This is a genomic window from Methylocystis sp. WRRC1 (genome assembly GCF_020733155.1).
Lineage (GTDB): Bacteria > Pseudomonadota > Alphaproteobacteria > Rhizobiales > Beijerinckiaceae > Methylocystis.
In genome coordinates, this window is record NZ_JAJFZJ010000001.1 from 2,815,791 (window position 1) to 2,841,242 (window position 25,452).

The 25,452-nt window shown below is 58.2% G+C and carries 33 protein-coding genes; 6 read left to right on the forward strand and 27 right to left on the reverse strand.

All coding sequences use genetic code 11. The features are described from left to right. Positions 1 to 6: 6 nt before the first annotated feature. The 13 genes from nifS to nifH all read right to left on the reverse strand — a co-directional run bounded on the left by nifS (position 7) and on the right by nifH (position 12,017). Complete coding sequence (nifS, locus tag LG047_RS13720) at positions 7 to 1,209, reverse strand: cysteine desulfurase NifS (protein ID WP_227967373.1); 1,203 nt, start codon at positions 1,207 to 1,209, stop codon at positions 7 to 9. 10 nt (positions 1,210 to 1,219) lie between these two features. After that, on the reverse strand, positions 1,220 to 2,191 hold the full coding sequence (gene nifU, locus LG047_RS13725) for a Fe-S cluster assembly protein NifU (protein WP_227967374.1): 972 nt from the start codon (positions 2,189 to 2,191) through the stop codon (positions 1,220 to 1,222). A gap of 16 nt (positions 2,192 to 2,207) precedes the next feature. After that, positions 2,208 to 2,528, reverse strand: coding sequence for an iron-sulfur cluster assembly accessory protein (locus LG047_RS13730; protein WP_227967375.1), 321 nt, complete (start codon positions 2,526 to 2,528; stop codon positions 2,208 to 2,210). A gap of 185 nt (positions 2,529 to 2,713) precedes the next feature. After that, positions 2,714 to 3,382, reverse strand: coding sequence for a nitrogen fixation protein NifQ (locus LG047_RS13735; RefSeq protein WP_227967376.1), 669 nt, complete (start codon positions 3,380 to 3,382; stop codon positions 2,714 to 2,716). Positions 3,383 to 3,388: 6 nt separating this feature from the next. After that, on the reverse strand, positions 3,389 to 3,706 hold the full coding sequence (gene fdxB, locus LG047_RS13740) for a ferredoxin III, nif-specific (RefSeq protein ID WP_192815609.1): 318 nt from the start codon (positions 3,704 to 3,706) through the stop codon (positions 3,389 to 3,391). Then, on the reverse strand, positions 3,706 to 3,906 hold the full coding sequence (locus LG047_RS13745; protein ID WP_036285691.1) for a CCE_0567 family metalloprotein: 201 nt from the start codon (positions 3,904 to 3,906) through the stop codon (positions 3,706 to 3,708). Before LG047_RS13745 ends, fdxB begins: the two co-directional genes overlap by 1 nt. A gap of 13 nt (positions 3,907 to 3,919) precedes the next feature. Next, complete coding sequence (locus tag LG047_RS13750; RefSeq protein WP_036285692.1) at positions 3,920 to 4,387, reverse strand: NifX-associated nitrogen fixation protein; 468 nt, start codon at positions 4,385 to 4,387, stop codon at positions 3,920 to 3,922. Continuing rightward, positions 4,380 to 4,790 carry a nitrogen fixation protein NifX gene (gene nifX / locus LG047_RS13755; RefSeq protein WP_036285693.1) on the reverse strand — a complete coding sequence of 137 codons (411 nt, stop codon included), beginning with the start codon at positions 4,788 to 4,790 and terminating at the stop codon, positions 4,380 to 4,382. The genes LG047_RS13750 and nifX overlap by 8 nt, the downstream gene beginning before the upstream one ends. Before the next feature lie 16 nt (positions 4,791 to 4,806). After that, positions 4,807 to 6,204: a nitrogenase iron-molybdenum cofactor biosynthesis protein NifN gene (nifN, locus tag LG047_RS13760; RefSeq protein WP_227967377.1), complete on the reverse strand. Its 1,398-nt coding sequence runs from the start codon at positions 6,202 to 6,204 to the stop codon at positions 4,807 to 4,809. A gap of 7 nt (positions 6,205 to 6,211) precedes the next feature. Then, positions 6,212 to 7,882 (reverse strand): nitrogenase iron-molybdenum cofactor biosynthesis protein NifE, encoded by a 1,671-nt coding sequence (nifE, locus tag LG047_RS13765; protein ID WP_227967378.1) that lies wholly within the window; start codon positions 7,880 to 7,882, stop codon positions 6,212 to 6,214. Between the two features lie 87 nt (positions 7,883 to 7,969). After that, positions 7,970 to 9,529, reverse strand: a complete 1,560-nt coding sequence (nifK, locus tag LG047_RS13770; protein WP_036285696.1) for a nitrogenase molybdenum-iron protein subunit beta — start codon at positions 9,527 to 9,529, stop codon at positions 7,970 to 7,972. A 70-nt stretch (positions 9,530 to 9,599) separates the two neighbouring features. Further along, the gene (gene nifD, locus LG047_RS13775; RefSeq protein ID WP_036285698.1) at positions 9,600 to 11,066 is read right to left on the reverse strand and encodes a nitrogenase molybdenum-iron protein alpha chain; all 1,467 of its coding nucleotides are present in this window, start codon (positions 11,064 to 11,066) and stop codon (positions 9,600 to 9,602) included. Positions 11,067 to 11,135: 69 nt separating this feature from the next. Next, the gene (nifH, locus tag LG047_RS13780; RefSeq protein WP_036288926.1) at positions 11,136 to 12,017 is read right to left on the reverse strand and encodes a nitrogenase iron protein; all 882 of its coding nucleotides are present in this window, start codon (positions 12,015 to 12,017) and stop codon (positions 11,136 to 11,138) included. A 366-nt stretch (positions 12,018 to 12,383) separates the two neighbouring features. Here nifH and LG047_RS13785 point away from each other — a divergent pair, with 366 nt between their 5' ends. Together LG047_RS13785 and LG047_RS13790 are read left to right on the forward strand one after the other, a co-directional pair. Beyond that, positions 12,384 to 12,818, forward strand: a complete 435-nt coding sequence (locus LG047_RS13785) for a response regulator (RefSeq protein WP_227967379.1) — start codon at positions 12,384 to 12,386, stop codon at positions 12,816 to 12,818. A gap of 9 nt (positions 12,819 to 12,827) precedes the next feature. Then, on the forward strand, positions 12,828 to 13,256 hold the full coding sequence (locus tag LG047_RS13790) for a group III truncated hemoglobin (RefSeq protein WP_227967380.1): 429 nt from the start codon (positions 12,828 to 12,830) through the stop codon (positions 13,254 to 13,256). A gap of 9 nt (positions 13,257 to 13,265) precedes the next feature. Here LG047_RS13790 and LG047_RS13795 read toward each other — a convergent pair whose 3' ends face one another. The 14 genes from LG047_RS13795 to nifB are packed head-to-tail and all read right to left on the reverse strand — an operon-like array spanning position 13,266 to position 20,819. Then, positions 13,266 to 13,598, reverse strand: coding sequence for a ferredoxin (locus LG047_RS13795; RefSeq protein WP_036288931.1), 333 nt, complete (start codon positions 13,596 to 13,598; stop codon positions 13,266 to 13,268). A gap of 23 nt (positions 13,599 to 13,621) precedes the next feature. Then, the gene (locus LG047_RS13800; protein WP_227967381.1) at positions 13,622 to 14,503 is read right to left on the reverse strand and encodes an SIR2 family protein; all 882 of its coding nucleotides are present in this window, start codon (positions 14,501 to 14,503) and stop codon (positions 13,622 to 13,624) included. A gap of 31 nt (positions 14,504 to 14,534) precedes the next feature. Further along, positions 14,535 to 14,750, reverse strand: coding sequence for a hypothetical protein (locus LG047_RS13805; protein WP_227967382.1), 216 nt, complete (start codon positions 14,748 to 14,750; stop codon positions 14,535 to 14,537). A gap of 24 nt (positions 14,751 to 14,774) precedes the next feature. After that, positions 14,775 to 15,080 (reverse strand): 2Fe-2S iron-sulfur cluster-binding protein, encoded by a 306-nt coding sequence (locus tag LG047_RS13810; RefSeq protein WP_227968498.1) that lies wholly within the window; start codon positions 15,078 to 15,080, stop codon positions 14,775 to 14,777. A gap of 55 nt (positions 15,081 to 15,135) precedes the next feature. Beyond that, positions 15,136 to 16,287 carry a DegT/DnrJ/EryC1/StrS aminotransferase family protein gene (locus tag LG047_RS13815; RefSeq protein WP_227967383.1) on the reverse strand — a complete coding sequence of 384 codons (1,152 nt, stop codon included), beginning with the start codon at positions 16,285 to 16,287 and terminating at the stop codon, positions 15,136 to 15,138. Next, on the reverse strand, positions 16,284 to 16,553 hold the full coding sequence (locus tag LG047_RS13820; protein WP_227967384.1) for a hypothetical protein: 270 nt from the start codon (positions 16,551 to 16,553) through the stop codon (positions 16,284 to 16,286). The genes LG047_RS13815 and LG047_RS13820 overlap by 4 nt, the downstream gene beginning before the upstream one ends. A 7-nt stretch (positions 16,554 to 16,560) precedes the next feature. Then, positions 16,561 to 16,767, reverse strand: coding sequence for a putative nitrogen fixation protein NifT (gene nifT, locus LG047_RS13825; protein ID WP_036285710.1), 207 nt, complete (start codon positions 16,765 to 16,767; stop codon positions 16,561 to 16,563). Between the two features lie 37 nt (positions 16,768 to 16,804). Beyond that, positions 16,805 to 17,035 carry a nitrogen fixation protein NifZ gene (locus LG047_RS13830; protein WP_036285712.1) on the reverse strand — a complete coding sequence of 77 codons (231 nt, stop codon included), beginning with the start codon at positions 17,033 to 17,035 and terminating at the stop codon, positions 16,805 to 16,807. A gap of 2 nt (positions 17,036 to 17,037) precedes the next feature. Next, a complete protein-coding gene (locus tag LG047_RS13835; protein WP_036285714.1) occupies positions 17,038 to 17,331 on the reverse strand; it encodes a nitrogen fixation protein NifZ in 294 nt (97 codons plus the stop codon). Continuing rightward, positions 17,328 to 18,131, reverse strand: coding sequence for a 4Fe4S-binding leucine-rich repeat protein (locus LG047_RS13840; RefSeq protein ID WP_227967385.1), 804 nt, complete (start codon positions 18,129 to 18,131; stop codon positions 17,328 to 17,330). Before LG047_RS13840 ends, LG047_RS13835 begins: the two co-directional genes overlap by 4 nt. Beyond that, positions 18,121 to 18,657, reverse strand: coding sequence for a tetratricopeptide repeat protein (locus tag LG047_RS13845; protein WP_227967386.1), 537 nt, complete (start codon positions 18,655 to 18,657; stop codon positions 18,121 to 18,123). The genes LG047_RS13840 and LG047_RS13845 overlap by 11 nt, the downstream gene beginning before the upstream one ends. A 10-nt stretch (positions 18,658 to 18,667) precedes the next feature. Next, entirely contained in the window at positions 18,668 to 19,009 is a 342-nt protein-coding gene (locus LG047_RS13850) for an iron-sulfur cluster assembly accessory protein (RefSeq protein WP_227967387.1), read from the reverse strand. Beyond that, positions 19,009 to 19,233, reverse strand: coding sequence for a 4Fe-4S binding protein (locus LG047_RS13855; protein ID WP_227967388.1), 225 nt, complete (start codon positions 19,231 to 19,233; stop codon positions 19,009 to 19,011). The genes LG047_RS13850 and LG047_RS13855 overlap by 1 nt, the downstream gene beginning before the upstream one ends. A 26-nt stretch (positions 19,234 to 19,259) precedes the next feature. Next, positions 19,260 to 20,819, reverse strand: coding sequence for a nitrogenase cofactor biosynthesis protein NifB (nifB, locus tag LG047_RS13860; RefSeq protein WP_227967389.1), 1,560 nt, complete (start codon positions 20,817 to 20,819; stop codon positions 19,260 to 19,262). Between the two features lie 456 nt (positions 20,820 to 21,275). Here nifB and nifA point away from each other — a divergent pair, with 456 nt between their 5' ends. The 4 genes from nifA (at position 21,276) to LG047_RS13880 (ending at position 25,436) form a co-directional block, all read left to right on the forward strand. Further along, positions 21,276 to 23,015, forward strand: coding sequence for a nif-specific transcriptional activator NifA (nifA, locus tag LG047_RS13865; RefSeq protein WP_227967390.1), 1,740 nt, complete (start codon positions 21,276 to 21,278; stop codon positions 23,013 to 23,015). 246 nt (positions 23,016 to 23,261) lie between these two features. Further along, entirely contained in the window at positions 23,262 to 24,161 is a 900-nt protein-coding gene (locus LG047_RS13870) for a ferritin family protein (RefSeq protein WP_227967391.1), read from the forward strand. Positions 24,162 to 24,220: 59 nt separating this feature from the next. Next, the gene (locus tag LG047_RS13875) at positions 24,221 to 24,700 is read left to right on the forward strand and encodes a ferritin family protein (RefSeq protein WP_227967392.1); all 480 of its coding nucleotides are present in this window, start codon (positions 24,221 to 24,223) and stop codon (positions 24,698 to 24,700) included. A gap of 136 nt (positions 24,701 to 24,836) precedes the next feature. Beyond that, positions 24,837 to 25,436 carry a hypothetical protein gene (locus LG047_RS13880; protein WP_227967393.1) on the forward strand — a complete coding sequence of 200 codons (600 nt, stop codon included), beginning with the start codon at positions 24,837 to 24,839 and terminating at the stop codon, positions 25,434 to 25,436. Positions 25,437 to 25,452 lie beyond the last annotated feature (16 nt).

A 25,452-nucleotide genomic window follows, 5' to 3' on the forward strand; every position in this document is an offset into this window, starting at 1 on the left:
TTTCACTCAGGCATAGACGGGTTTGAACTCGGTCGGGCCCTTGTCGGCGCCCGCCCAGAAGGGCGATAGTGCACGAAGATTTTCGAGAATCTTCGGCAGCGCCTCGATGACCTGATCGACATCCTCCGCGACATTGTCGCGCGAAAACGAGAAGCGGATCGAGCCATGCGCCGCTGTGAAGGGAACGTTCATCGCGCGCATCACGTGTGACGGTTCGAGCGAACCAGATGTGCATGCGGACCCCGAGGACGCCGCCACCCCCGCGCGAGTGAGATGCAAAAGGATCGCCTCGCCCTCCACATATTCGAAAGCGATATTGGTGGTATTGGGCAAACGCTCGCGTAAATCGCCATTCACGAAGCAATTGGGAACCTGCTGCAGAATTGCGTTTTCGAGACGGTCGCGCAGCTCCTTTACGCGGGTCTGCTCATCTCCCATATGCGCGAGCGCAAGCTGCGCCGCCTTGCCGAGGCCGATGACGCCCGGCGTATTTTCGGTGCCGGCGCGGCGGCCGCGCTCCTGATGTCCGCCACGCAGCAGCGGCTTGAAACGTGCGCCGCGCTTCACGTATAGCGCTCCGACGCCCTTCGGCGCATGCAGCTTGTGGCCGGACAGCGACAGCATGTCGATTGCGCTGCCCTTGAGTGAAATCGGAACCTTGCCGACCGCCTGCACGGCGTCTGTATGAAAGAGCGCGCCATGCTCCTTGGCCAGTTCGGCAAGCGCTTCAACCGGGAAGATCGTCCCTGTCTCATTATTCGCCCACATGAGCGTCACGAGCGCCGTGTTGGGTGACAAAGCGGCGCGATAGGCTTCGAGGTCGAGGCGCCCAAGAGAGTCGACGCCGATGTAGTGAACCTTTGCGCGGCCGATCTTCTCGAGATGCTGGCAGAGCGAGAGAATTGCGGGATGCTCTACCTGGCTAGTCACGATCTCGTTGCGGCCCGGCATCGCTTCGAGCGCCGACAATACAGCCGTATTATCGCTTTCAGTGCCGCCGGAGGTGAATATGATCTCGTGATCATGTTCGGCGCCGAGCAACTCCTGCAATTGCTGCCGCGCCTTCTTGACCGAGGCGCCAACGCTCGCGCCGAATGAATGGATCGAGGAGGGATTGCCGAACTGTTCGGTGAAGAAGGGCAGCATGGCCTCCACAACCTCGGGATCGACCCGGGTCGTCGCATTATTGTCGAGATAGACCGCGCGCATGTCGTTCTCCTCAGTGAGCGTGCTGCTTGACGGGAATGACGCGGATCGGCATGCCGAGCTTGGCGATCAACCGTTCCTGTATGCCCGAGACGGTGACGCTCGACATCTGGCATCCCATGCAGGCTCCGCTGAGGGTGACGAGAACATTCGAGCCGTCGACGTCGATGAGTTCGCAATCGCCGCCATCTTTCTGGAGATAGGGACGCAACTCCTCGATCGCCTCTTCGATCAAACGCACCTTCTTGAGGTTCGTCATGCCGGCAGAGGGATGCGGCAGGGGAGAGGCCGGCGCGATCGGCGATGTCGGCGGCGCAGCTTCCGCCTTCGCAGCCTTCGCTTTCGCCTTGATCTCCTTGGCGTCGGCTGTGCCGAGGCGATAGGCCTCATGCTCGGCCAGCACGCCCTCCGCAACGAGTTCGGCGTTCACTGCGGCGAGGATCTCCTCGAGCTTGTCGAAGCATGTCAGACAGCCGCCGCCGGCCTTGGTGTAGGAAGTGACTTCCTCGATCGTGGTCAGCTTGTTCATCTTGATCGCGCGTTCGATCATTCCTTCGTCGACGCCGAAGCATTTGCAAACCAGCGCGCCTTCCTCGTGATCATCGCTCCAGACTTCGCCGCGGAAATTGGCGATTGCAGCCTGAAGAGCTTCGTAGCCCATGACCGAGCAGTGCATCTTTTCAGGTGGAAGGCCTCCAAGAAAATCCGCAATGTCCTGGTTGGTAAGCGTGATTGCTTCCTGAAGCGTCTTCCCGATGATCAGTTCGGTAAGCGCCGAGGAAGATGCGATGGCGGAACCGCAGCCAAAGGTCTGGAATTTTGCTTCGAGAATCGTTTCGGTTTCGGGATCGACCTTCAGCATCAGTTTGAGCGCGTCGCCGCAGGAGATAGCGCCCACTTCGCCGACCGCATTTGCCTCACCGAGAACGCCGGCGTTCTTCGGATTGAAAAAATAGTCTTTTACCTTGTCGGAATAGTCCCACATATCGCTCTCCTCGCGCTCAGCCGAATGATTTGCCGCAGGAACAACTCGACTTGGCTTGCGGATTGTCGAAGGTGAAGCCGGAGCCTTCGAGGCCAATCACGAAATCGATCCGGGTTCCATCGAGATAGGCGAGCGAGCCTTCCTCGACGAAAATCTTGACGCCTTCGCTGTCGAAGACGTGATCATTCGGATCCGGTTCGTTTACCAGCCCCATCATGTATTTCAGACCTGCGCAGCCGCCGGCTTCGACCATGATGCGCAGCCCCTCGACCTCCTGGCCGGCCCCTGCGATAGCGGTGCGCACGGCGGTTACGGCGCTGTCCGTGAGCTGGATCATCGTGACGACTCCTTCAGTCAGATGAGATTGTTTCCGAGTAGCGGTAGCAACCCCTGTGCCAGCGCCAAGGTCCTGTATTTCTAAAACATTGCAGCAGTTTGCATGTCCGCAATGCGTCAATGTCGGAGAACTGACAATGTGCGGTTCGCGGCGTCGAGGAGCAGGAAGCGGATCGGGAGCGAAGTTTAAGCGCGGCGGCCCTGCGTGAGACGGGCTAACGCGCTTTCGCCGCCTTCGTCGCCGAAACAAGAGTTGAAATCGCCGCATTCGCGGCATGTCGGGGCCGCGCAAAGGCTGAAGCCTTCAAGTTCGCACAGTTTGCGATAGAAGAACTTCTTCCACTTCATATTATCAATATTTTGTGACGCGAGCCCCGGGTGCCACCGCTTCAGGAGGCGTGTCAGCTCGTCGCGGTTGAAAAGTCCAAGGTCCTGCCAAAGGTGGCGCGGAGCCATTGAGCGACGCGTGACGATCGACGTGATCCAACTCGTCGCGTCAGAGTCATCTACGCGGTAGCGCTCCAGCAATTCACGAACCTGAGTTTCTTCCTCGTCCAGAGAAATTGAGGTTGATTGCGCGTCGAGGGAAATGACGTGACGTGCTTCCGGCAACCAGTTTTCGATGATCCTGGCAAGCGCATCCTTGTCCAGGCCAATTGCCTCCGAGACGTTGTCACGAAATTCGGCAGCTTCAACGACGCCAACGCTGATGGCGCAGGCGAGGACATGCGCCATGAAGGGGTCGACGAGCGCAAAAGGACCCGGATTTTCACAGATGGCGCAATAAATGGCCGCGGCGTCGAGCGTGCCTGGCGATGCGCCATGGCTGGAGCACGCGCGCGCTACGTCCGCCATGATTCGTCACGCCGCGATCTGATCCGCCGGAACATGCGTCTGGCAGTTCTTCGGGCAGACGCGCGCGCAGGCGTTGCAGCCGATGCAGGCGCCGGCGTGTTCGACTTTCATGATCTTGCGGTTCAGGTCGCCGTCGAAATCGTCGTCATCATCGTCGGTGACGATCCCGAGAATTTCACCCTCGTCATTGACTCCGTAAAGCGCCATGACGCCCTGTGGGCAAACCTTGAAGCAGCGCCCGCAACCGATGCAGGTCTCTGGGTCGATGTCGGTGAGATAGAGCGGCGTATAAGGCGAGCCGTCTCGCGTCTTGAATTCGCCCATCACGCCGCCTCGAGTTCCTTGAGCCTCTTGCGGGCCGCCTCCAACGCCGCATAAGCGTCGTAGGTTTCCTGTGCGACGCTCATTATCGTCGTCCAGTTCACTGGCAGCTCCTCGGAGAGGTCGTGCAGGTTCATCTTCATGTTCATGGCCTTGGCTGAGAGCTTCTTGATCTCGGCCTTCAATTCGTCGACGCCGCTCATGTCACGCCTCCGTTCAATAGCGGGCCACTTCTGGAAATTTCTCGATCATCTCGACGCCGGCGTCGACAAGTTTTGCGCCCTCCGCAGCGAGTTTCTCTAGGCTCTCGAAGCCAAACCGATGAACGTCGCGTAGATGCTTGTTGACAACGATCAGGCGTCCGGCAGTCAGTATCATGCGTCCGAATCCTTCATGGCTCATTTTCATCATCGGCTGAACCATGCAGCCGGTTCGGCGTTCGATGGCGAGACCGACGGCGTTGTAAAAAAGTTCGAGACGCCAGAGGATTTCGGGGTCCGGATCACCGATGATCGGGATTTCCCGACGCTGTTCCCTCGTCACGATATAGGGATCGAGAAGGGCCACGTCCTTCTTGTTGTCCCATGTTCCATGTGTGTCCTGCGCGCGCCAGACCTTGATGAGCTCCTTTATGAAGAGGCTCACTTCCGGTTTTTCTTCGGCGATTTCGGCTGCTTCAGGCATTTGCTGTCTCCTCGTCGAAATCGAAAGTGCGCTCGCCACTCTTCGACAATATCTTGCGCAACCAGGGCGGCGGCGCGCCGTTCAGAACGACCTGAAGCCTCTGGAGCAGATCGACGATCTTCTCCGGTTGCTGCACTTTCATTGGATGGATATTCTGAGCGACGACGCGGGCCGCCCCGGAGCCGCCGATCGCCGCGACGTAAAGAATCGAACAATCCTTGATCGCTTCGAGCTTCGGTTGAAGCTTGTCCTCATTGCCGTCTTCCTGCAAATCGCCGGCGAACTGGATCGCCTCGACAAAATGATAGGAGTCCGGGCTCAGTTCGTAGATCGCGATATTCCTTGCCCAACCGAAATGAGCATCGACGGTTTCAAGGTCCTGGGTGGCGAATGCAACTTTCATATTGCCTCCTTTGCCGTCAGTGCGCTTGCGATGGTTGGACGAGATCAGACGCAATCGCCGTAGTTTCATGGCCCTCGTCCCCGCTTTGCCGTCTCCAGCTGTCGGGCGTTGGCTCCGGCGTCTGCCCGATGAATATGTTGCCTAGCGCGAAGATGAGATCTCGGGTGCCGCGATAGCCGACGCTGACCTCATGCGCGGCGCCGAGCCGGTCGAACATCGGCAGCCCCATGCGATAGAGCGGGACTCCGAGACGATCCGACGCCTGGCGACCATGTGAATGGGTGATGATGAGGTCGCAATTGGCTGCTCGTTTCTCGAGGTCTCCCAGATCGCCGATGATGACTTCTTCACTGGGAATATTTTCGAGTAAAACGGATGAAGTCGTCGTGACCGCCGCTGCGACCTCTGCGCCCATTTCCTTCAGCCAATGGGATACGCTATGCAGCAGATCCGGCTCGGCCCCGATTGCTATGCGCTTGCCGCCGAAGTGGAAGTGACCGTCAAGCATGGCGTCGACGAGCTGACCGCGCTGGCGCCGGAATTTGATCGGCGCCGGCCTGCCGCTTATGCGCGTAAGGAAACTCATGAATTCGTCATTGACGGCGAGGCCGGTCAGCCGATCGAAGAGCATGAAGGGGACGTCCGCGCGCGCTTCGAGCGTCTTTGCGGCCTCCCGCATCTGCTCGCCGATGGCGATGGTCCAGGCGGCGGTTCCCATCGCCGCAATATCGGCGCGTGACACGCCGCCGAGCGTCGTCGGCGTGAAGTCCTCAGGAATGTGACCGTCGAGCGAGCCGGACAGATCGGGCAGAAAAGTCGGCTGGAGACCGAAGGCCTCGATAATGTCGCGCAATTCGTCGATATCGCCGGGAGTCAGATGGCACCCCGCAAGCACATTGACGCGTTGAGGCGCGCGTCGCTGCGGCGTCTCGTGTTGCGGCACAAATTCCTGGATGAGTCTGGTGACGGTCTTGGCGAACCCGTCCTGGAAAGCGTCCTTGAAGTCTGGCGTGGAGACATGGACGATGCCAAGATCGGCGAGTTCGGGGTGACGTTTGCGCACGAGCTTGAGATAGCCCTCGACATCGTCGCCCTTGATTTCAGTGACGCCGGTCGAGCAGATGCCGATGACATCTGGTTTCGCGCGTTTCACGATATTGAGGATCGCCTGCTCGATATTGTCAAGTCCGCCAAGAACGGTCGCCACCTCATTCATCGCCGTCGTCTGAAGTGGGATCGACTCACGGAAATGCCGCACGAAGAGAACAAGCCCGAAAGAGGTGCAGCCCTGAGAGCCATGCAGCACCGGCATGCAGCCGGAAACGCCCATAAAGGCGAGCGCGCCGCCGATCGGCTGGCTTATCTTCAGCGGATTGACCGCGCAGGCTTTCTTCGAGGAGGTGACGCGCGCCATGGTCGCCTCACGCTGCCTGCGGCGCTGCTTGCGCTTGCGCGCCAGCCAGCGAAACGATGATGGACGCGATTTTCTCCTGACACCCCCCGCAACCCGTTCCGGCGCGAGTCGCCGCGCCGACCGCGCTTACGCTGTCGAGGCCGCCGTCTCGAATGGCGTCCTCGATCATGCCGACCGACACGTCGTTGCAGGCGCAAACCTTTTTTCCACGCCTCGCGCCTTCGGCGGCGACCGGATCATTTGCCAAGGCGGCTTCTTCAGCTGCGATTGCCTCGGACGCGCGCGCTTCCCATCCAAGCTCTTCCCATGGAGCAGGCTTGCGCACCTGTTCCCAGACCGGATTGTGAAGAGCCTTATCGATCTCGTGAACGAGTTCGACCATGCCTTCGTATCCGGCGTAGGCGTGATGCCGCTCCTGGTTGATATCCAGCCATGGCATCTTGGCTTTGAGCGCTACGAACTGGGAGCGGCCGCCAGAAAGCATGATGTCCGCTCGCGCTTCCTTCAACATCTTGTACATTTCGCGCGGCGTCATGTCGTCGATCATATGGGCGTCCTGACCCATCAACTCCTTGATTTTTTCCTTGTCTTCCTTTGTCGATTTCTTCACGCTCGTTCCGACAATTTCCAGACCGGCTTCCTGAAGCGCCGCGACGACCGACCACGACTTAACGCCGCCGGTGATGAGCAGCACGCGCTTGCCCTCGAGTCGGGCCCGGTAGGGCGCGATACGCGCCGAAGCTTTCGCCTCCTCGCGCGCGATAACCGCCTCGGTTCGTGTCATCAATTCCCCCGGCGCGCCGCGTTCGATGAGAAGTCGCGCAATCTCGCGCAGACTATCGCTCATGTCGCCGACGCCATAGAATGAGCCTTCGAAGAAGGGGATTCCGTAACGCTCCTCCATTTTTCTGGCGACGTTGATCATTGCCTTGGAGCAGACCATCATGGCGGCGCGGGCGCGATGCGACGATGCGACCTCATGGTATTTTGCGTCGCCCGAGATACATGCGAGAATGCGGATGCCAAGTTCGTCGAGAAGTGGCTTTACCTGCCACAATTCACCGGCCAGGTTATATTCGCCGATGATATTGATGTCGTAGGGCGTCGTGAATTCAGGCTCCTGCGTGCCGATGACGTGATCGAGTATCGCCTCGCCTGCGAGCTTGTTGCCGAGATTTTTGGGGCCAACGAAGCCAGGAGATATGACCGGGATGACCGGCTTGCCGAACTTCTCCGCAGCAGCCTTGCACACGGCGCCTATATCGTCGCCTGTCATCGCTGGAACGCAGGTTTGATAGACGAAGACGGCAGGCGGATCATATTTGTCGATGATTTCCTTGATTGACTTGAACAGCCGCTTCTCACCGCCGAAAACAACGTCGGTTTCTCCCATGTCCGTCGTGAAACCCGTGCGATAAAGTGAGGAACCGGAAGTCTTTGCGCCGCGATTGTCCCAGCTATTGCCTTCGCAGGCGATGGGGCCGTGCACGAGGTGAGCGACGTCGGTAATCGGTTGCAAAGCGATCTTTGCGCCGTCGAAAGCGCAGCCGCCGGCGGCGGCGCCGGGGGCGAGTTGCTTGGTGCAGCCCTTTTTGCGTTCTTTCTCGGATTTGTTCTGGTTCTTGCCGCATCCGGGCTCGTTGAAGACGTCCTGAACTTTTTCCGAGAGCGTCGTCATTCCGGCCTCCTGCGAGCGTCACGCGGATAATCGCGCGTCATTTACATGCATTCGCCGGGCCAACACGGCCCGGCGAACCGTCGTCGATCAGCGGATGATGTCGAAGCTGTAGTCCGATTTCGCCACAACATTCGTATTGCGGTCGATTTCATCGAAGATCTTGTCGAGGATCCAGACGAGAACGTTCATGGCCCCCTGATAGCCCCAGACCGGATATCGATGCATGTGATGGCGATCGAAGATTGGGAAACCGATGCGGATCAACGGCGTGCCGGTGTCGCGGTCGAGATACTTTCCGTAGGTGTTGCCGATCAGGAAATCGACGGGCTCCGTGAAGAGCAATGAGCGCATGTGCCACAAATCCTTGTTCGGATATACGTGGCAGTTCTTGCCAAAGGGAGAAGCGTCGAGCATCGCCTGCACCTTCTCCGCCCACGCCTTGCCGCCGTTTGTCGAAAGAATATGCGTCGGCTCTGCGCCGAGCTCCAACAGGAAGCCCGCGACGCCAAGACAAAGATCGGGATCGCCATAGATAGCGAATTTCTTGCCGTGAATATGCGCCGCGGAGTCCGCGATGGCGTCGACGAGACGGCCTCGCTCCTTGGTGAGCTCGGCGGAAATCGGCTTGCCAGTGAGCCGCGAAATCTCCATCAGGAACTTGTCAGTTCCCTGCACGCCGATCGGGTGGTTGAGGGCGACAACTTCCTGCCCTTTGCTTGCGATGTAGGGAAGCGTCTTTTCGGTGCAGAATTCCTGCATCGAAATCGTCGCCCTGGCGTTCAACGCAGCTGCGACGTCCTCGAGCTTTGTGCCGCCGTCATACATGCGGAATTCGCCATCCGTCGGCGTGTCCCATACATCGCTGTTGTCGCCGATAATCGTATAGTCGACGCCCATGGACCCGAAAATGCGCTTGACTTCGCGGAGGTTCCCGACTGTGTAGCCGTCGAAGCCGCCAAGGAAGTTGATCTTTTCATTCGGCGTGCGCTCGAGTTTCGGCGCCGTTCCCGCCTTGCCATCCCAGAAGTGCTCCAGCACGCCCTTGATGACGTTGTCGTAACCGGTGATATGGCTGCCGACGAAAGCTGGCGTATGCGCGAAGGGAACGTCGAATTCTTGCGGAACCGACCCTTTCTCCTTTGCTGTCTTGATGAAGGCGTTGAGGTCGTCACCGATGACTTCCGCCATGCAGGTGGTGGAGACGGAGATCATCTTCGGCTTGTACATGTTATAGGCGTTGGCCAAGCCGTCGATCATGTTGTTCAGCCCGCCAAACACCGCTGCGTCTTCCGTCATCGAGGAGGAGACGCAAGACGTCGGCTCCTTGAAGTGACGCGAAAAATGCGAGCGGTAATAGGCGACGCAGCCCTGCGAACCATGAACGAATGGCAGTGTGCTCTCGAAGCCAACGGCTGCAAAGACGGCGCCGAGCGGCTGGCAAGCCTTGGCCGGGTTCACGGTCAGAGCTTCGCGTGCGAAGTTCTTTTCCCTGTATTCCTCTGTTTTGGTCCATTCGCGCACCTGCTCGAGGCGCTCGTCGGCGACCGGGTTCTCGAAGTTCGTCTTCTTGTTCTCGAACATCTCCCTGTATTCCGGCTGGCGGAATAGATTGAAGTGGTCGAGGACGTTATCGGCATTCTGTGGCATAGCGATTCCCCATTTGCTTCCGCGAGCCGGTCCCGCCTCGCGACGGAGACGAGACCTGTTTTGCGCGAGATCAGGCGGCCCAAGGCGCCTTGGCGAATTTCCAGACAGGCGAATTGATCGCCATGTCCATGTCGCGTGCGAAGATGGCGAAGCCGTCGTAGCCGTGATACGGACCTGAATAATCCCAGCTGTGCATTTGACGGAAAGGCACGCCCATCTTCTGGAAGACGTATTTTTCCTTGATGCCCGAGCCGACGAGATCCGGCTGAATCTTCTCGACGAACTTCTCGAATTCGTAGCCCGTGACGTCGTCGTAAATCAGCGTGCCGTCTTTCACATAATGAGTCGTGCGCTGATAGTCGTCGTTATGGCCGAATTCATAACCGGTGCCGATGACTTCCATACCGAGGTCTTCATATGCGCCAATGACGTGGCGCGGACGCAGACCGCCGACGAAGAGCATGACCTTCTTGCCTTCCAGACGCGGACGATATTTGGCGATGACGGCGTCCATCAGGGGGCGGTATTTCGCGATGACTTTCTCGGCCCCCTCCTTGATCCTGTCGTCGAAGTGGCTCGCGATCTTGCGCAGCGACTCCTCGATCTTGGATGGACCAAAGAAGTTATACTCGACCCATGGAATTCCATATTTCTCTTCCATATGCCGCGAGATGTAGTTCATCGAACGATAGCAGTGCAGAACATTTAACTTCGCCTTGGGCGTCGCCTCGAGCTCCGCGATCGTGCCGTCGCCGGACCATTGCGCGACGACGCGCAGGCCCATTTCCTCGAGCAGAATGCGTGAAGACCAGGCGTCGCCGCCGATGTTGTAGTCGCCGATGATGGCGACGTCATAGGGCGTCTGCTCGAAGCGCGCGGGCTTGCCGTCCTGCTTGTCGAACACCCAATCGCGCACCGCGTCGTTGGCGATGTGGTGACCAAGGGATTGCGACACGCCACGGAAGCCCTCACAGCGGACCGGAACGATCGTCTTACCGCCGAATTCCTTCGACTTCGCCTTCGAAACCGCTTCGATATCGTCGCCGATGAGGCCGATCGGGCATTCGGATTGAACGGTGATGCCCTTGTTCAGCGGGAACAGGTCTTCGATCTCGTCCATGATCTTGGCGAGCTTTTTGTCGCCGCCGAAGACGATGTCCTTCTCCTGGAAATCGGATGTGAACTGCATGGTGCCGAAAGTGTCGACGCCAGTGGTGCCGATGTAATAATTGCGGCGGGAGGCCCAGGAATATTGACCGCAGCCGACGGGGCCGTGGCTAATGTGGATCATGTCCTTGATTGGACCCCACACTACGCCCTTGGAGCCAGCGTATGCACAACCACGGATGGTCATCACGCCGGGAATGGACTTGATGTTGGACTTTACGCCGCAATCCGGCTTGCCGTCTTCGAACGTGCCAAGATGTTTGGCGCGACGCTTTGCGGTTTTCTCCGGATACACTTCCAGGACTTCCTTGATGAGGTCCTTGTTGCGGGCTTTGATCTCTTCGATGGTTTCAGCTTGCGCCAGACTCATGACGGAGCCCTTTCATAAAAGTCCTTGTTAGAGCCTGGCCTCACGAAGAGGCCAGGCTATGGGTCTTATTTATGCAACGGCGAGTTCCGCAGCGGTTTTGCCGACCTGCGATTCGTCGATCGATTTCATGATGCCGTGTTCCATGAGCAAATCTTCGAGCTCGTCCATGGTGATCGGCGTCGGGATCGTGCCGGCGCCGACATTTGCGTCGACGCGGCGCGCGAGCTCGCGATAATGCTCGGCCTGCTTGGATTCCGGCGCATACTCGATGACGGTCATGCGGCGCAGTTCGGCGTGCTGAACAATGTTGTCGCGCGGCACGAAATAGATGAGCTTCGAGCCGAGCTTCTTGGCGAGGGACTCGGCAAGTTCGAGTTCCTTGTCCGTCTGGCGCTCGTTGCAGACCAGCCCGCCCAGGCGCACACCGCCGGAGTTGGCATATTTGAGAATGCCCTTGGAAATGTTGTTGGCGGCGTACATCGCCATCATCTCGCCGGACATGACGATGTAAATTTCTTGCGCCTTGTTCTCGCGGATCGGCATGGCGAAGCCGCCGCAGACCACGTCGCCGAGGACGTCATAGGAGACGTAGTCGACGCCGTCGTAAGCGCCGTTCTCCTCGAGGAAGTTGATCGAGGTGATCACGCCACGACCGGCGCAGCCGACGCCCGGCTCCGGACCGCCCGACTCGACGCAACGGATGTCTTGGTAGCCGACCTTCATCACGTCCTCGATCTCGAGGTCCTCGACCGAACCGGCTTCCGCAGCGAGCGAGAGGATAGTGTCCTGCGCCTTGGCGTGAAGGATCAGGCGGGTCGAGTCAGCTTTGGGGTCGCAGCCGACGATGAGAATTTTCTTGCCCATCTCGGCGAGCGCCGCCAGAGTGTTCTGGGAGGTCGTCGATTTGCCGATGCCACCCTTTCCATAGAACGCTATCTGTCGAAGCGACATTGCAGTCTCCTTGGATTTAACCGTTGATCGGATCGGCGCGCGCCACACGCATGCCGAATTCATTTCACCTTGCGACGAGGCGCGGGCTCCGGGACTCTGGGACATCTCCGAACGGGGGTGACCCAACCCACAGCCAAAAGCCTTGCGAGCCTAGTTGCGCAAAGGGCGTGCCAATGTTGTTCTTCGTCTATAAGTTATTGGAAATAATCCAATTATGTGCTTGCGGCGGTTGGGTCGAACACATGTGTCAAATCCGACAGTGATGTTCGCAACCCGACTGACCCGCCGATTCCTCAGAAAAGATTCAACTTTGCCCGCGGCACATCGCTTGCTTTCCGTCCTGCGTCCAATTCCGGAGGAGGCAACATGCAGATCGGCGTGGAAATGGCGCGAGCTATGGAGAACAAGCGGGTGTTCATTGTCGATGACGACGAGATTTTTCGCGCTGCGCTTCAGTTCATGTTGCATGACGAGTACGAAGCACATGAAGTGGCAAGCGCATCTCTGGCGATAGAAAAGGCGAAAAAGCAGCCCCCTGACCTAATTCTTCTGGCGGAGAGCCAGATACGAAAACTGGGATTAGGCTCGGTTGCGGAACTGAGAGCGGAGATGCCCGGCGTGAAAATACTTGTCGTTATCGAAACTGCGGACTCGCGATATGGGAAGGAATGCATGGGCGCGGGCGCGCATGGCTTTATCGCCAAGCCTCTAAAGGTCGAGTTTGTACGTCAGAAGGTTGACGCAGCACTTGGGCGCGGGAAGGGCGTAACTATTCCGCTCACGGTGCTGAATACGCACTAGGAGGAACCGATGCACATGCTGAACAACGAGAGGTCGGGCGCGGCGCCCGCGAACGAAATCAGTGAATCGTCCATTCGCGATTGCGTGCGCCGCTTTTACGAAAAAGGCGGGGCCGATCCTCTTCTTGGCCCTATATTCGCTGAATCCATACCGGAGCTCGAGTCGCATATCTCGATTGTCGCGAATTTCTGGTCCCATGCTCTACTGGGAACGGATCGCTACCAAGGCACGCCGTTTGGCGTGCATGTCAACTTGCCAATCGAACCGTCGCATTTTACGCGTTGGCTGGAGCTTTTCACTGAGGCGGCCGGAGAAACCATGCCGGAGCCGCTTGCCGCGCAAGCGATCGCACGTGCGCAGCACATGACGCAATGCTTCCAGTCTGGTCTGTTCCCATTTGTCGGTGCGGACGGAAGGCCGTCTCGCACGCCAGCATGATTGGCGCGTTCAGAGTTGCGGCACGATAATCAGTCGCTCGACCGGATTTCCTTCGGTGAAATGCGACTGGATAATTTCATCGATGTCGGCTTCCGTGCGCGGCGTATACCAGACGCCTTCCGGATAAACGACCATAAGCGGACCGGCGCGACAGAAGCCGAGGCAGCCGGTCGCCGTTATAGATACGTCCGGAATTGGCTGCGCAGTTAGTTTTGCCTGCAGGCGATCCCATAACGGCTTGCCGCCGGCGCTGACGCAGCTTCCGCGGGGATGACCCGGCGGCCGCTGTTGAAAGCATGTGAAGACGTGATATTTGAAAACGACGGGAAGTTCGGCGATCATGTGCATTGCTTTCAGGATCGGGATCAGGCGACACCCCGGACAGGCGTGCGCGTCAAGTCGGCGACGAAATCCACCAGCGACGCATCGATACGGGTGATATTCTGCTCCTGCAGGAATTTCTCTTCATTGCGCGTCAAATTGCCCTCGATCACGGCCCAATGCCTGTCGGAGGATCGTTTCATGATCTGGCGCGAAAAGCTCCGTTCGAGCTGGTTGGTGAATCGACATCCGAGGAAAAGGAAGCTGCGCCCTTTTCTTATCGCCTGCACAGTTTCCGGAATCGGAGTTTGAATGTCGATCTCGGTAAGGATTTCGACATAGTCCGAATCTGAGACGATGTAATTTGCGCCCGGCGAAATCGAGCCGAGGGGTTGATAAAGCAAGGTTTTCCAGCTGAGAGTTTCGTCAGGCGCCTCGGCGGGGGCCTTCGCTCCCGAGCCATCCCGGACGAAATTCTTCCCGGGAACCAGCGAATCGTCGGGGCGGAAGTAATTCACCCATTCGCCAAAATGTTCGCTTTGCGTCACGCCTTGTACGACGCCCCAGTCGCTGCGCGATTGCAACGCCTTTTGTGGCAGATCATCATACCAGGCGTGAACAACGAGCGGCAATGTATCCTGCGCAGCGAGCCAGACATGCAAGTCGCTCGGCGCCGCGGACGACGTGAACGCTTTGGTCATCAGGCAGGTAAGCGTCTTTCGGTGCTTGAAATTCTCGATATACTGCGCCGCCGCAGTCAGATTGTTGCGAATTTTGTGCGGGACGGTCACGCCGGCGACGAGCTGGGCGACAAGCGTCTCAGGCGTCGCCGGCGGCGCATCTGCCCCCGCGAGCCCCGTCACCGCCGGCCCGAGATAGGGAATGATATCGCCCCGACGAAAGGCGTTTTCGATTTCGCTGAGCATAGTCGTCTCCTGCCGCGCAGCCGGCTGATCGTTATTGAAGGACTGTCGCCTTCATCGACTCAATTTCATCGCGCGACAGGCGAAACACGCCACGCCCGCCCGATAGGGATTCGAAGGCGTTGCCGGCCTTTTCGCTCAGCTTCGTAAACCATTGTTGCGCGGTCAGCGCGCTCGGCCTTTCCCCGATCTCGAAGACCGTTCCGTCGGGGGCAAATCGAACATGAATGATGAGATTCTTGTCGGTCATCGTTTGTCTCCTCGGTTGCAGTATTCAGAACCCTGAGCCGAAGCCCAGTAGTTCGACAGTGACATTTTCGGCGCCAATTAACGCCTGACACGCTAGGCGGGACTTCGAGCTGACGCCGACAATCGAGTCGAGCTTTTCGTTTTCGCTGCGTGTCGTCTTCGACAGGCTTTTCTTTCCCTCCTGAACGAAAACGTGGCATTGACCGCATTTCGCTTCTCCGCCGCATTTGCTCACGATCGCTTCGCCCGCAGCGAGTATTGCGTCGAGCAAACGACTTCCTGTCGCTGCTTCAACGGTCTTTCCAGAAGGAAGAATCGTAAGTGTAGGCATCGTCTCGCTCCTGTTGAATTGCCCGCGCTGAAGCAACCGAGCAAATTTCGAAAATTCAAAGATAGATGGCGGTTCCAGCGCCGACATTGATCGATGCGTCCTTCATCGTGCCGACAATGAACGCAACCTGCTCTTCTGTGAGATGCGCATGGAATGGCAAGGCGACCGCACGGTCGGCGACCTTTTCCGTCACGAAGAGATCGCCGCGGCGGTATCCGAGATCGAAATAATGGCGCTGCAGATGAAGGGGCTGAGCATAGGCGCAACCTTCTATCCTCTCAGTGCGCAGATCGTCGAGGATTGCGTCGCGGCTGGAGCGCGAGAATCGTGTACCGAGATGCACCACGTAAAGAAACCAGTGACACTGCTCAACCTCCGGCGCCACATATGGATCTTTAATTCCCTCGAATGAACGAACGTAATCTAGGAACCAACGCTCCACGCGCTTGCGGCGCGCAAGCAGAAGCTCCAATCGGCGCAGTTGCGCAAGACCGAGCGCCGCGGCGATGTCGCTCAATCCCGCCTGCAATGGCGGCCAAGCGCCGAGCACGACGGAAGAGCGTTCCTCGATCTTTCGGCTACGCAACCGACGCAGCATGGATGCGCGTTCATCATCGTCAGTGACAATAATCGCGCCTTCGCCGCACGCCAGAACGCCGGGCTGCGAAAAGTCGAAGATCGAACAATCCCCGAATGTGCCAACGAGCGCGCCCTTGTAGACGGATCCGATCGCTTCGGTGGAATCTTCGATGACGGCGAGACTGTGCTCATCAGCGAGACCGCGCAGCGGCTCCCATGGCGCCGGATGTCCATTGGCGTTGCTGGCGATGATCGCGCGCGTTCTCTCGGTGACCAACTTTCGGACTTTTTGGGCGTCAAGCGTTCCCGCCCAATAGTCAATGTCCGCAAAGACTGGTCGCGCGCCGGAGAGTGTGATGGCGTGCGTCGTCTCACGGAATGAATACGCGGGCGCAATGACTTCGTCACCGGACCCTATCCCGATCGCTTTCAAGATCAGCAACAATCCGATTGTGCCGCTCGACACGGCGATCGCGTGTTTGCGGCCAAGATAGCGCGCAAATTCCTCCTCGAATGCGTCGACGACGGAGCCCATCGACAGGCGTTGTGACAAGAGAATTTCCGTTACCGCGTCGAGGTCGCTCTGGGCCAGGTCGGGGTCGTTCAGGGGCAGCAGCGTCGTCTTCATGCTCCTCCTCCTTTGGCGGTCAGCGCGAGGCCAGTCGCGTAGCGTGGATCCTGGGTGATTCTCCAACAATGATCACGACCGTCGATCAGGTAGAGAGCGCATCTTTCATAGGTTCGAAACGGGGTCTCGTCGCGCATGTCGATCGCGTCGCAGCGGGTGACGACGAGGCCCGTCAGTCGCCTCAATGCAGCGATCGTCTGCGCGTCGACTGACGCCGCCCCGAGAGCGAGGTCGATTTCGGATAGTTGCGCGGGCTCGAGACTCATGCGATGCTCACGCGAGCTTTTTGGCTTCGACGGTGATAGGAAGCGACGTGCCCGGATCCATCTCGGGAAGTTGCAGTTTCCATCCATTCGCAAGCGTTACGGAGCCGCCCCACATGAGGGGTGATTCAACTTCGATGATCGGCTCTTCGAGGTCTTTCTTGGGAACATAGGCTGACAGAACGCCGTCAGAACCTTTTCTGATCATAACTTTCACGGTGCGCCTCGTTCGTTTGCATTGGTTAACCCGGCGGTCAAAGGGCTTCTATTTCGTCCTCGAGACAGCCGATGACAAGTTGTGACGAGAATTCGACCAGATAGACGATCGTTTCGGTTTCGACATGCGAACCAACCTGGACAATTTCGCCGGGCTCTCCGCTCCTGACGAGGAGTTCGTCGGCCGCGCGATCGGGATAGGAGCCGTCATTGATGAGGTCGATAGCTGCTCGCACGCGCTGACCCCAATCATATTTCGCAGGCGTCATGCTCATTCGTGGTTCTCCTCCACCATTTCGACCATCTCCAGTTCCTTACGTTTCATGCCGACACGATGGCCAGTCGAAACGAATTCGACGCCGTAGATATAGAACTGCTGGAGAAAGGAGCCGATGCTGACGACATAACCTTCCTCTCCTTTCGTCACGAGGATTTCGCCGATGTCCTTCCCCGGAAAAGTTCCGTCATTACGGATCGTCCGGCGGGCGCGAACCTTGTCGCCATAATCGAAATATGGCGGGCCTTCGAGTTCGACTGTGTCGCTGTCGCGACTGATGTTTGTCATCGTCGTTCTCCTTGGCCCGTCGCGAGGATGGCGATCGACGCATCATCGTTCAGACCCGCGGCGCGCCGTCGTTCGAGGGCGGTTTCACGAACAATTGGATCTGCATCCGCAAGAAGGGCGCCGATTGATTTGATATCCGCGCGCTGCGCAATTTCGTGACGCACGCGCCAATCGGGGTCGTCAAGGAGCGAGAGCAGGTCCAACGGCTCGAGTCGTTGCGCGGCCTCGAAACGGACGACAGGGTCGGGGTCCCTTGCAAGACGAATCAATAGCGCCTGATTTATTCGCTGCGCGACGACGCGTCGAACTTCGGCGTCGTCGTCGTTGATCATCAAGACAAGAAGGTCCGTTGGCAGTCGTTTGGCGACCATCTGTCGGACAAAATAATCGGGATCCGACATCATGGGCAGCAAATCGGCGCCCTCGAGGCGACCCGCAATGCGTATGCGAACTTCGCGATGCGGATCGTTTCGGAGCTTCAGAAGGTAGGATCTCGGAAGGCGGCGCGCGGCGCTCCAGCGAACAGCTTCTTCAGGATCATTGAGCAACGCCGGCAAAAGAAATACTTCGGCGGCCTTGGCTGCGCAGGCCCGGGCCTCGAAATAGGGGTGGGAGAGATAATCGCGCGCCAGATCCGGATTCCAATCGAAGAAACGATCAATGCGACGCGCGTAACGATCATGGGCGCATGCCCTTAGAGGCTTGCATCGCTCATCAAGCAGTCGATCCTTGTGCGCACAGTCAGCGCAATCGATTGGCCGGCCGAGCCAGTCCAGCGCCTCGTCGATGTCAGTCGACATCTTCTTCCCCCATCCGATCGAGAACGTCGAGCAACACGCGCGCGCCGACCTTGTCGGCAGGATCGAGCTCAAGCAATTTTTCGATAGCTTCGCGTCCTTCCTCGTAATCGCCGAGCCGCATATTCAGATAGGCGTATCCTTTGAGCGTGAACATGAAGAAGCGTGGCTGTGGCGCGTCGTAATCGCCAAACTTTGCGTCCTGTGGTCGAACGGCGCGCCAGTCAAATGGCAGAGAATTGTCTATCGCCGCGCGCGTGAGGCAGGCGCGTGCAACTGCAAGGGTTTCTTCGAGTCGCCCCTTGTAAAAGTGGAAGCGATAGAGGCCAATGAGCGTCGCCGGATGCGTGGGCGCAATTCGTTGTGCTTCTACGAGGTGTCGCATGGCCATTTCGTCATCATGATACACGGCCGCCGCTGCGCGAAGATGATTCTCCACCTCGGCGGGAAGACCCTCGCCGAGGACGGCGGATGCAGGAAAATCCTGCATCGCCAGGGCATCATTCTGCGACGCTTTGGAAGCGAACATTACTCTTCCCTCAGTGCGTCTCCACGAAGACGGGAGCGTCGGTCGTCGAGCAGCCGCAGCTCTTCGCCTTCGGGTCATGGAAGATGAAGCCCGTCGAGGTCGGCGTTTCGACGAAATCGATTGTGACGCCATCGAGCAGAAGGCGGCTTTGCGCAGGTAAGAAAAGGTTGAATACGCCATGCGCATAGATCTGTTCGCCATCGCGGGGCGCAGGCTCTACGGAAAACTCCGCCGACATGCCCGAGCAGCCACCAGGAGATACAAGCAATCTCAAGCCGGAGCCGGGTGGCCCGTCGAACATGACGAGCCGGCGGATGAATTTCTCGGCGGCGGGAGTGAATGCGATTTTCATCACGCCCCCGCCTGATAACGCGGAAAGGACGTGTCGATCACGCAAGTGTTGTCAACAGGACAAACCGCAACGCATTGTGGGATATCGAAGTAGCCGATGCACTCGGTGCATTTCTTCGGATTGATGACGAAAGTGCCGTTCTTTTCCGAAATTGCGACGTTCGGGCACTCCGCCTCGCATGCGGAGCAAGAGGTGCATTGTGATGCGATGATTTTGTAGGCCATGGTTCAGCTCCTTTGGGAAAACTGCGTCAGACAGGGATGAAGGCGCCTTGACGGATATCCGCGTCGCCGCGCGCGACATGGATGATCTCGCCGTCTTTCACGCGGGCAAGGTAATCCTTGAAGTAGGCGATCGCTGATTGTTCGATGAATTCATAGGCGTATTGATCCACCGGATCGATTCCCGCGGCGATGAGATCGTCTTTTGGACAATGACCGATCTTGGCGACGAAGACGGCTGTGCAATCATTGATTGCGCGGATGATCGTTTCCAGGCTGTCTTCCTCGCCGTAGCCGCCCTGACAATACAGGTCGACGCGGCGATGGCCGACAAACTTCGCGCCGCTGCTGGTGAGTTCATAGATCTGGAACTCTTTCGCATGGCCAAAATGTTCATTGATGCGGCCGCTTCCCTTGGTCGCGACGGCGACAAGGATCGCAATGTCGGCGTTCTCGCCGGCGAGCTCTTCGAGCTCTGCGTTGCGCGCGGCGACTTTGGCCACGCGATCCTCCTCCACTCTGGATTGATACGCCTGACGCGCGGTTAGATCGTAATTGACATCCATCTCCATGATTTTTTCGGTCGTGAATTCGGCGCTACGGTCTTCGCCAAGTAGGCCAACGGCGTCGGCGCGGCATTGGCGACAGTGGCGCATCATGTTCATTTCGCCCTCGCAACGGTCCTGAAGCGCCTTCAGCTCCTGAGCCGAGGGGCCGCGCTGGCCGTTAAGACCGAAGACCGTGCCATGCTCCGGCGATGAAATTAGCGGCATAATGTTGTGGAGGAATGCGCCGCGCGACTTCACCTCCCTGTTGACGGTGACGAGGTGATCGTCGTTGATCCCTGGGATCATGACAGAGTTCACCTTGCAGAGAATTCCGTTCGCCGTCAGCATCTCCAGGCCTTGCAACTGGCGTTCGGTGAGAATTTTCGCGGCGTCCTTTCCGGTGACGCGTTTGTGCTTCCAGAAGACCCAAGGATAGATTTCGGCGCCGATGTCAGGATCCGTCATGTTTATTGTGATCGTGACGTGATCGACGTTGAATTTCTTGATCGTTTCGACGTGATCTGGCAAGGCGAGACCATTCGTGGAAAGGCATAGCTTGATGTCGGGCGCAGCCTCGGAAATAAGCTCGAAGGTCTTGAAGGTCTTCGCTGGATTGGCGAGTGGATCGCCGGGGCCGGCGATCCCGAGGACCGTCATTTGCGGGATTGCGGATGCGACGGCGAGAACCTTCTTTGCGGCCTGCTCGGGGGTCAACTTCTCACTGACAACGCCCGGCCGAGACTCGTTGGCGCAATCATATTTTCGATTGCAGTAGTTGCACTGGATGTTACAGGCGGGAGCGACAGCGACATGCATTCGCGCATAATGATGGTGCGCTTCCTCGCTGTAGCAGGGATGATTCTTGACCTTTTCCCAAATCTCGGCCGGCATGTCGCTCTGGCCGGCGCCCGAGCCGCAGCTTGCCTTTCCGCTGCCGCCGCTTGTGCCGCAACCTTTGTGCTCGGCGATTTTCTGCATGACTTCATCGAGCGGCGTCGCCGCGTCGGATTCAAAGGTGTCGAAAGAGTGAGCGTCGTCCATTTTTTAACCTCACGAGCGTTGAAGGTTTGGACCCCGCGAGAAGGGTTTATTTCGCCCACCTTGCGAATGGGCTGTCCGCGCTGCGAAAGGGAGCGCAACAAGCATGCCATGGTTCGTTTGTTGTTATAGCTGGCTGAAAAGTTTGGAATTAATCCAGATATGACATCCGGGCGGGAGGAGTTCTTCGATGTTACAAACCGTCATCTTCTTGTTAGCTACGCGACATTCGAACATCGGCGGATTTTCCGCTGCGCCGCTCGTTGGATCGGCGACCGGCGCCAGATGATTTGGCGCCGCAGCACAAAACCGTGCCAAGTCGCGCTAATAAGTGGCGCTCCGATCGCGCGAGCTTTAGCGTAACCCGCAGAAATCATTGCGAAACAGCGATCCGTCTCAACTGGCGCGCGGTTTGCTTGAAAGACGACAAAATCAAAGCCTGTTGTGAGGCTCTTCAACATGGGTCTTGAAGTCGGCGGCCAGGTCGGCGTCGCGCCGAGACGCGCGATCGACTCCGGTGAAACCGCACTCGTCGGAATATATGAGATATCCAAGCTCCTCGCGTCGCCGCATCGGTTGGAGAGCGTGCTCGCGGGCGTCCTGAGCTTATTGTCGAGCTTTCTCGATATGCGGCATGGCCTCATCGCTCTGCTTGATCAAGGCGGCGCGCCAGAAATGGTGGTCGGTTCCGGCTGGACCGAAGGAGCGGCGAAGCGCTTCTTTGATCGTTTGCCGGAGCGCGCAGTTGGACAAATCGTTGCAACAAAAATGCCGCTGGTCATCGAGAATGTGGCGACGTCGCCGCTTTTCGAGGGAACCGATCTTTCCGAATGGGGACCAACAGACGGAGTGCCGTTTTCGTTGATCGGCGTCCCGATCAAAGAAGGTGAAACCGTTGTCGGAACCTTGACCGTTGATCGCGTATATAATGCGCGCGCAGGCGTGCTATTCGATCACGACGTCCGGTTTCTGACTATGATCGCCAATCTCGTTGGGCAGACGCTACGTCTCCACAAGCTGATCGCGCGAGATCGCGAAAGACTAATGCAGGAGAAGGCGCGTCTGGAGAAAGTCGATCGGCAACCGCCGATTGACGTTTCGGGAGAAAAGCTCAAGGGCATTGTCGGCGACAGTCCGGCGGTGCGTGCGGTCGTCGCGAAAATTCGCGTGGTCGCAAAAGCCAAATCCACGGTATTGCTGCGCGGCGAGTCGGGAACGGGCAAGGAGCTTTTTGCCGCCGCGATCCATAACCTTTCGCCGCGCCGTTCGAAGCCGTTCGTAAAGTTGAATTGCGCCGCGTTGCCTGAGAGCGTGCTCGAATCGGAGTTGTTCGGACATGAGCGCGGGGCGTTTACGGGCGCGGCAAATCTTCGCAAGGGGCGCTTCGAGCTTGCTGACGGAGGCACGCTATTCCTGGATGAAATCGGGGAGATAACTCCGGCGTTCCAGGCAAAGCTGCTGCGCGTTCTGCAGGAAGGCGAGTTTGAACGCGTGGGCGGGTCGCGCACACTGAAAGTCGATGTGCGGCTTGTATGCGCCACAAACCGAAATCTTGAGGAAGCGGTTCAACGCGGTGATTTTCGCGCTGATCTCTACTATCGCATCAGTGTCGTGCCCATCTTCCTGCCGCCGTTGCGCGAGCGCAAAGGCGATCTCGAGTCGCTCGCCAATGAGTTCGTAAAGCGTTTCAATGCGGATCAGGGCAGTCACCTGCAACTCTCCGAGTCCGCGATGAGTGTGCTGAACGAATGCGCCTTCCCGGGCAATATTCGCGAACTCGAAAACTGCATCTATCGAACGGCGACGCTGGCTCGTGGCGACGTCATTACCGACAGGGACTTTTCCTGCCGTAACGACGGTTGTCTATCTTCGATCCTGTGGAGCGGTTCACATGACCCGACGATGCGGGCGTCGAATTTCTCACCGTTGCCGATCGTCGCGTCCAACCGCGTGAAGCCGCCGTCGCCGCCGCACGCTTCCGGAGCGGAAGCAGGAGAAAGTCTCGCTCCGGAAACCTGTCCAGGGGCGGAGAATTGCAACATCATCGACAAGGATCCGCGCATGGATCATGACAGGCTTGTCGACGCGATGGAGCGGGCGGGCTGGGTGAAGGCGAAAGCTGCGAGGCTACTGGGTCTTACGCCTCGGCAGATCGGCTACGCCTTGCAGAAGCACGGCATCGCAGTGAAGAAATTCTAGGCGGCAGACAAAGAGGGGGCGAAACCGCAGCCTGCGCCCTGCTCTGTTGGATCGCGGATGCAACAGGCGTGTCTCGCACACCGATGTCGGAAACCAGACACAGTGTAGCTAACGACAGTTGATTCTTATCAAATAGAAATTGATTTGAAAGGAATTTCAAGGGCCGGCTGCTTGGTCCGTGTCTTGCTCCGAGCTGATGCGTGGCGTCGTTCGCCCGCAAGCCGAGAGCAAATCAGGAGACGGACCTTGGCCAATATCACTTTTTCATCACCTGTGATGCCGAAGGACATTACGGTCTATGCCGTCGCGGGCGATCGCGGGACGATTTTGGCCGTGGCCAAGGCTCACAAGATTCCCATTCCCTTCGATTGTCAGGATGGCGAATGCGGGTCCTGCCTCGTCGAAGTGGAACATCTGAATCCCAATGCAATCTACGGTGTCGCCTTGACCGAAAAGGAAAAGGAGATGCTGAAACAACTGGGCAAGATCAGCAAGGCGGAACTTGAAAACGCCGAAGTGAATGACATGCCGCCGCGCTATCGTCTCGCGTGCCAATGCTTCGTTCGTAATGAGGACATCATCGTCAAATTCGAGGGTGATCAAACGCTCCCCTCTGCGGGCCCGTATGTCACCCAGGCGGCCAGTCGCTTCAAGGGCGGCACTGAAATTCCGACGGTCGATGAATTCCTCAGTTACGCGGTCAAGGTCGAGGAGGACGCAGCAGTGCATTTCGAGGCGCTCGCCCTTACGCTCGAGACGCACGGCGCGACGGAAATCGCGAAACTCTTCCGCCAGCTTGCGGCCTTTTCGCGACAACATCTTGCCGAGGCGAAGGAGACGGCGAAATCGATCGATCCAGCCAAGTCTGTTCCTCCGGACTACGCCTGGCCGAACCAGTCTTCGCCAGAGCAGGCCTCACAATGGTCTGGAGACGTCGCCCTCATGCGCCTTGGCGCCTTGAAGGCGGCCCTGCAAGGCGAGCGGCGCGGCTATGAATTCTATTGCGCAGTCGTTGCGACCGCCAAATCGCCCGAGGTGGTTGCGGCGGCCAGGCAGTTCGTCAAGGAGGAGGCGGAACATGTCAAGGTTCTGGAGGCATGGATCACACGCGAGGAATGGGCGACGCGAGGCATGCCTGCTCATTGATTGATGGCGAAAGAACGTCGAACGCCAATCTGACCATCGACGGGGCAGGGAGCACGAGAATGGAGTCTGTCGAGACCTTCCTCGCTTACGCCATAAGGCTCGAGCAGGAGGCTGCCGAGCGCTTCGGGCAATTGGCTGATGCTATGGAGGCTTGCGGCAATCGTGAAGTCGGCAAGTTGTTTCGCCGGCTCGCCGATTATTCGCGCCTGCATCTCGCTGATGCGCGAACCCGGTCGGGGTATCGGGACGTTCCAGAGATGACGCCGGACGAATTCGTTTGGCCCGACGTCGAAAGCCCCGAGACCGCGGCGATATGGGCGGCGGACCCGTTCGTTGGCCGAGAGCAGGCGCTCGAGATCGCACTCGAGGCCGAAAGGGCGGGCTACAACTATTACAAGACTATCCTCGAGACGACGAACGACCCTGAAATCAGGGTTCTCGCGAAAGAATTCGTCGAGGAGGAGCGCGGCCACGTCGCCGAGCTGGAAAAATGGATCGCGGCGCATAGGGCAGGAAAGCCCTTGCCGGTCGATCGATGAACGCATCGTCTTCGAGCACCCATTGCGCGCTGGTCTCGAAGGTCATGCACGGCCCTTTGCGAATGGCGCAAAACGGCCAGGCCGAACAGTCGAGGGAATCATCGACATCGCCGCGCGCGGATAATCGACACTTTGGATGACAACGATGACAAAGATAGACGATACGGCGTTCGCTCGACTGGAAAAGGAAGGTCGTCTGCTCAATGCGGTTCTCAAGGCGCCGACGGAGCGTCCAGGGCGCTTCGGATTTCGTGGCGAACTGGCGATCAAATTCGCTCAGCAATTCGCTGATGAGAAGCGTCCGCCGGAGCTGAGCGCCGACCAGGTCATCGCGGTCGCGCAGGCGGGAGAGGGGACGTTCCCCTTTTTCGCAGCCTATCTGCATTCCTTCGAATCGCTCACCGCGCTTGCAGATGTGTTGAAGGGGCTGCTGACGCCGGAGGGAAAGTATTTCGTCTTCTGCAACAACATTGATCTCCTCAGCAAATATGACGTCGTCATCGACGGCGCGACGTTCCATGTCCTGCCAATCGACGAGGCGACGGTCTATAATGAGCTGCTGGAGCTGCTCTACCTCGACAAAGGTTCGCTGAAGCGCATGTCCACGGCTGGCAAGATCGATGCAATCGCCGACGCCGCGCTCCGTTTCAACGCCGCCTTCGAGGCTATCGCTTATACGGAAGGGCTGCAGCGCATGGGGCCTGTTCGCAATCGAAACGAGAACCGGCCCGTCTGATGCGAGCCAATTCCTG

Bases quoted from the DNA above. Each gene is read 5' to 3' on its own strand.
- nifS (WP_227967373.1), bottom strand. From the start codon at position 1,209: ATGCGCGCGGTCTATCTCGACAATAATGCGACGACCCGGGTCGATCCC.
- nifU (WP_227967374.1), bottom strand. From the start codon at position 2,191: ATGTGGGACTATTCCGACAAGGTAAAAGACTATTTTTTCAATCCGAAG.
- LG047_RS13730 (WP_227967375.1), bottom strand. From the start codon at position 2,528: ATGATCCAGCTCACGGACAGCGCCGTAACCGCCGTGCGCACCGCTATC.
- LG047_RS13735 (WP_227967376.1), bottom strand. From the start codon at position 3,382: ATGGCGGACGTAGCGCGCGCGTGCTCCAGCCATGGCGCATCGCCAGGC.
- fdxB (WP_192815609.1), bottom strand. From the start codon at position 3,706: ATGGGCGAATTCAAGACGCGAGACGGCTCGCCTTATACGCCGCTCTAT.
- LG047_RS13745 (WP_036285691.1), bottom strand. From the start codon at position 3,906: ATGAGCGGCGTCGACGAATTGAAGGCCGAGATCAAGAAGCTCTCAGCC.
- LG047_RS13750 (WP_036285692.1), bottom strand. From the start codon at position 4,387: ATGCCTGAAGCAGCCGAAATCGCCGAAGAAAAACCGGAAGTGAGCCTC.
- nifX (WP_036285693.1), bottom strand. From the start codon at position 4,790: ATGAAAGTTGCATTCGCCACCCAGGACCTTGAAACCGTCGATGCTCAT.
- nifN (WP_227967377.1), bottom strand. From the start codon at position 6,204: ATGGCGCGCGTCACCTCCTCGAAGAAAGCCTGCGCGGTCAATCCGCTG.
- nifE (WP_227967378.1), bottom strand. From the start codon at position 7,882: ATGACGACGCTCTCGGAAAAAGTTCAGGACGTCTTCAACGAGCCCGGA.
- nifK (WP_036285696.1), bottom strand. From the start codon at position 9,529: ATGCCACAGAATGCCGATAACGTCCTCGACCACTTCAATCTATTCCGC.
- nifD (WP_036285698.1), bottom strand. From the start codon at position 11,066: ATGAGTCTGGCGCAAGCTGAAACCATCGAAGAGATCAAAGCCCGCAAC.
- nifH (WP_036288926.1), bottom strand. From the start codon at position 12,017: ATGTCGCTTCGACAGATAGCGTTCTATGGAAAGGGTGGCATCGGCAAA.
- LG047_RS13785 (WP_227967379.1), top strand. From the start codon at position 12,384: ATGCAGATCGGCGTGGAAATGGCGCGAGCTATGGAGAACAAGCGGGTG.
- LG047_RS13790 (WP_227967380.1), top strand. From the start codon at position 12,828: ATGCACATGCTGAACAACGAGAGGTCGGGCGCGGCGCCCGCGAACGAA.
- LG047_RS13795 (WP_036288931.1), bottom strand. From the start codon at position 13,598: ATGATCGCCGAACTTCCCGTCGTTTTCAAATATCACGTCTTCACATGC.
- LG047_RS13800 (WP_227967381.1), bottom strand. From the start codon at position 14,503: ATGCTCAGCGAAATCGAAAACGCCTTTCGTCGGGGCGATATCATTCCC.
- LG047_RS13805 (WP_227967382.1), bottom strand. From the start codon at position 14,750: ATGACCGACAAGAATCTCATCATTCATGTTCGATTTGCCCCCGACGGA.
- LG047_RS13810 (WP_227968498.1), bottom strand. From the start codon at position 15,080: ATGCCTACACTTACGATTCTTCCTTCTGGAAAGACCGTTGAAGCAGCG.
- LG047_RS13815 (WP_227967383.1), bottom strand. From the start codon at position 16,287: ATGAAGACGACGCTGCTGCCCCTGAACGACCCCGACCTGGCCCAGAGC.
- LG047_RS13820 (WP_227967384.1), bottom strand. From the start codon at position 16,553: ATGAGTCTCGAGCCCGCGCAACTATCCGAAATCGACCTCGCTCTCGGG.
- LG047_RS13830 (WP_036285712.1), bottom strand. From the start codon at position 17,035: ATGACGCCTGCGAAATATGATTGGGGTCAGCGCGTGCGAGCAGCTATC.
- LG047_RS13835 (WP_036285714.1), bottom strand. From the start codon at position 17,331: ATGACAAACATCAGTCGCGACAGCGACACAGTCGAACTCGAAGGCCCG.
- LG047_RS13840 (WP_227967385.1), bottom strand. From the start codon at position 18,131: ATGTCGACTGACATCGACGAGGCGCTGGACTGGCTCGGCCGGCCAATC.
- LG047_RS13845 (WP_227967386.1), bottom strand. From the start codon at position 18,657: ATGTTCGCTTCCAAAGCGTCGCAGAATGATGCCCTGGCGATGCAGGAT.
- LG047_RS13850 (WP_227967387.1), bottom strand. From the start codon at position 19,009: ATGAAAATCGCATTCACTCCCGCCGCCGAGAAATTCATCCGCCGGCTC.
- LG047_RS13855 (WP_227967388.1), bottom strand. From the start codon at position 19,233: ATGGCCTACAAAATCATCGCATCACAATGCACCTCTTGCTCCGCATGC.
- nifB (WP_227967389.1), bottom strand. From the start codon at position 20,819: ATGGACGACGCTCACTCTTTCGACACCTTTGAATCCGACGCGGCGACG.
- nifA (WP_227967390.1), top strand. From the start codon at position 21,276: ATGGGTCTTGAAGTCGGCGGCCAGGTCGGCGTCGCGCCGAGACGCGCG.
- LG047_RS13875 (WP_227967392.1), top strand. From the start codon at position 24,221: ATGGAGTCTGTCGAGACCTTCCTCGCTTACGCCATAAGGCTCGAGCAG.
- LG047_RS13880 (WP_227967393.1), top strand. From the start codon at position 24,837: ATGACAACGATGACAAAGATAGACGATACGGCGTTCGCTCGACTGGAA.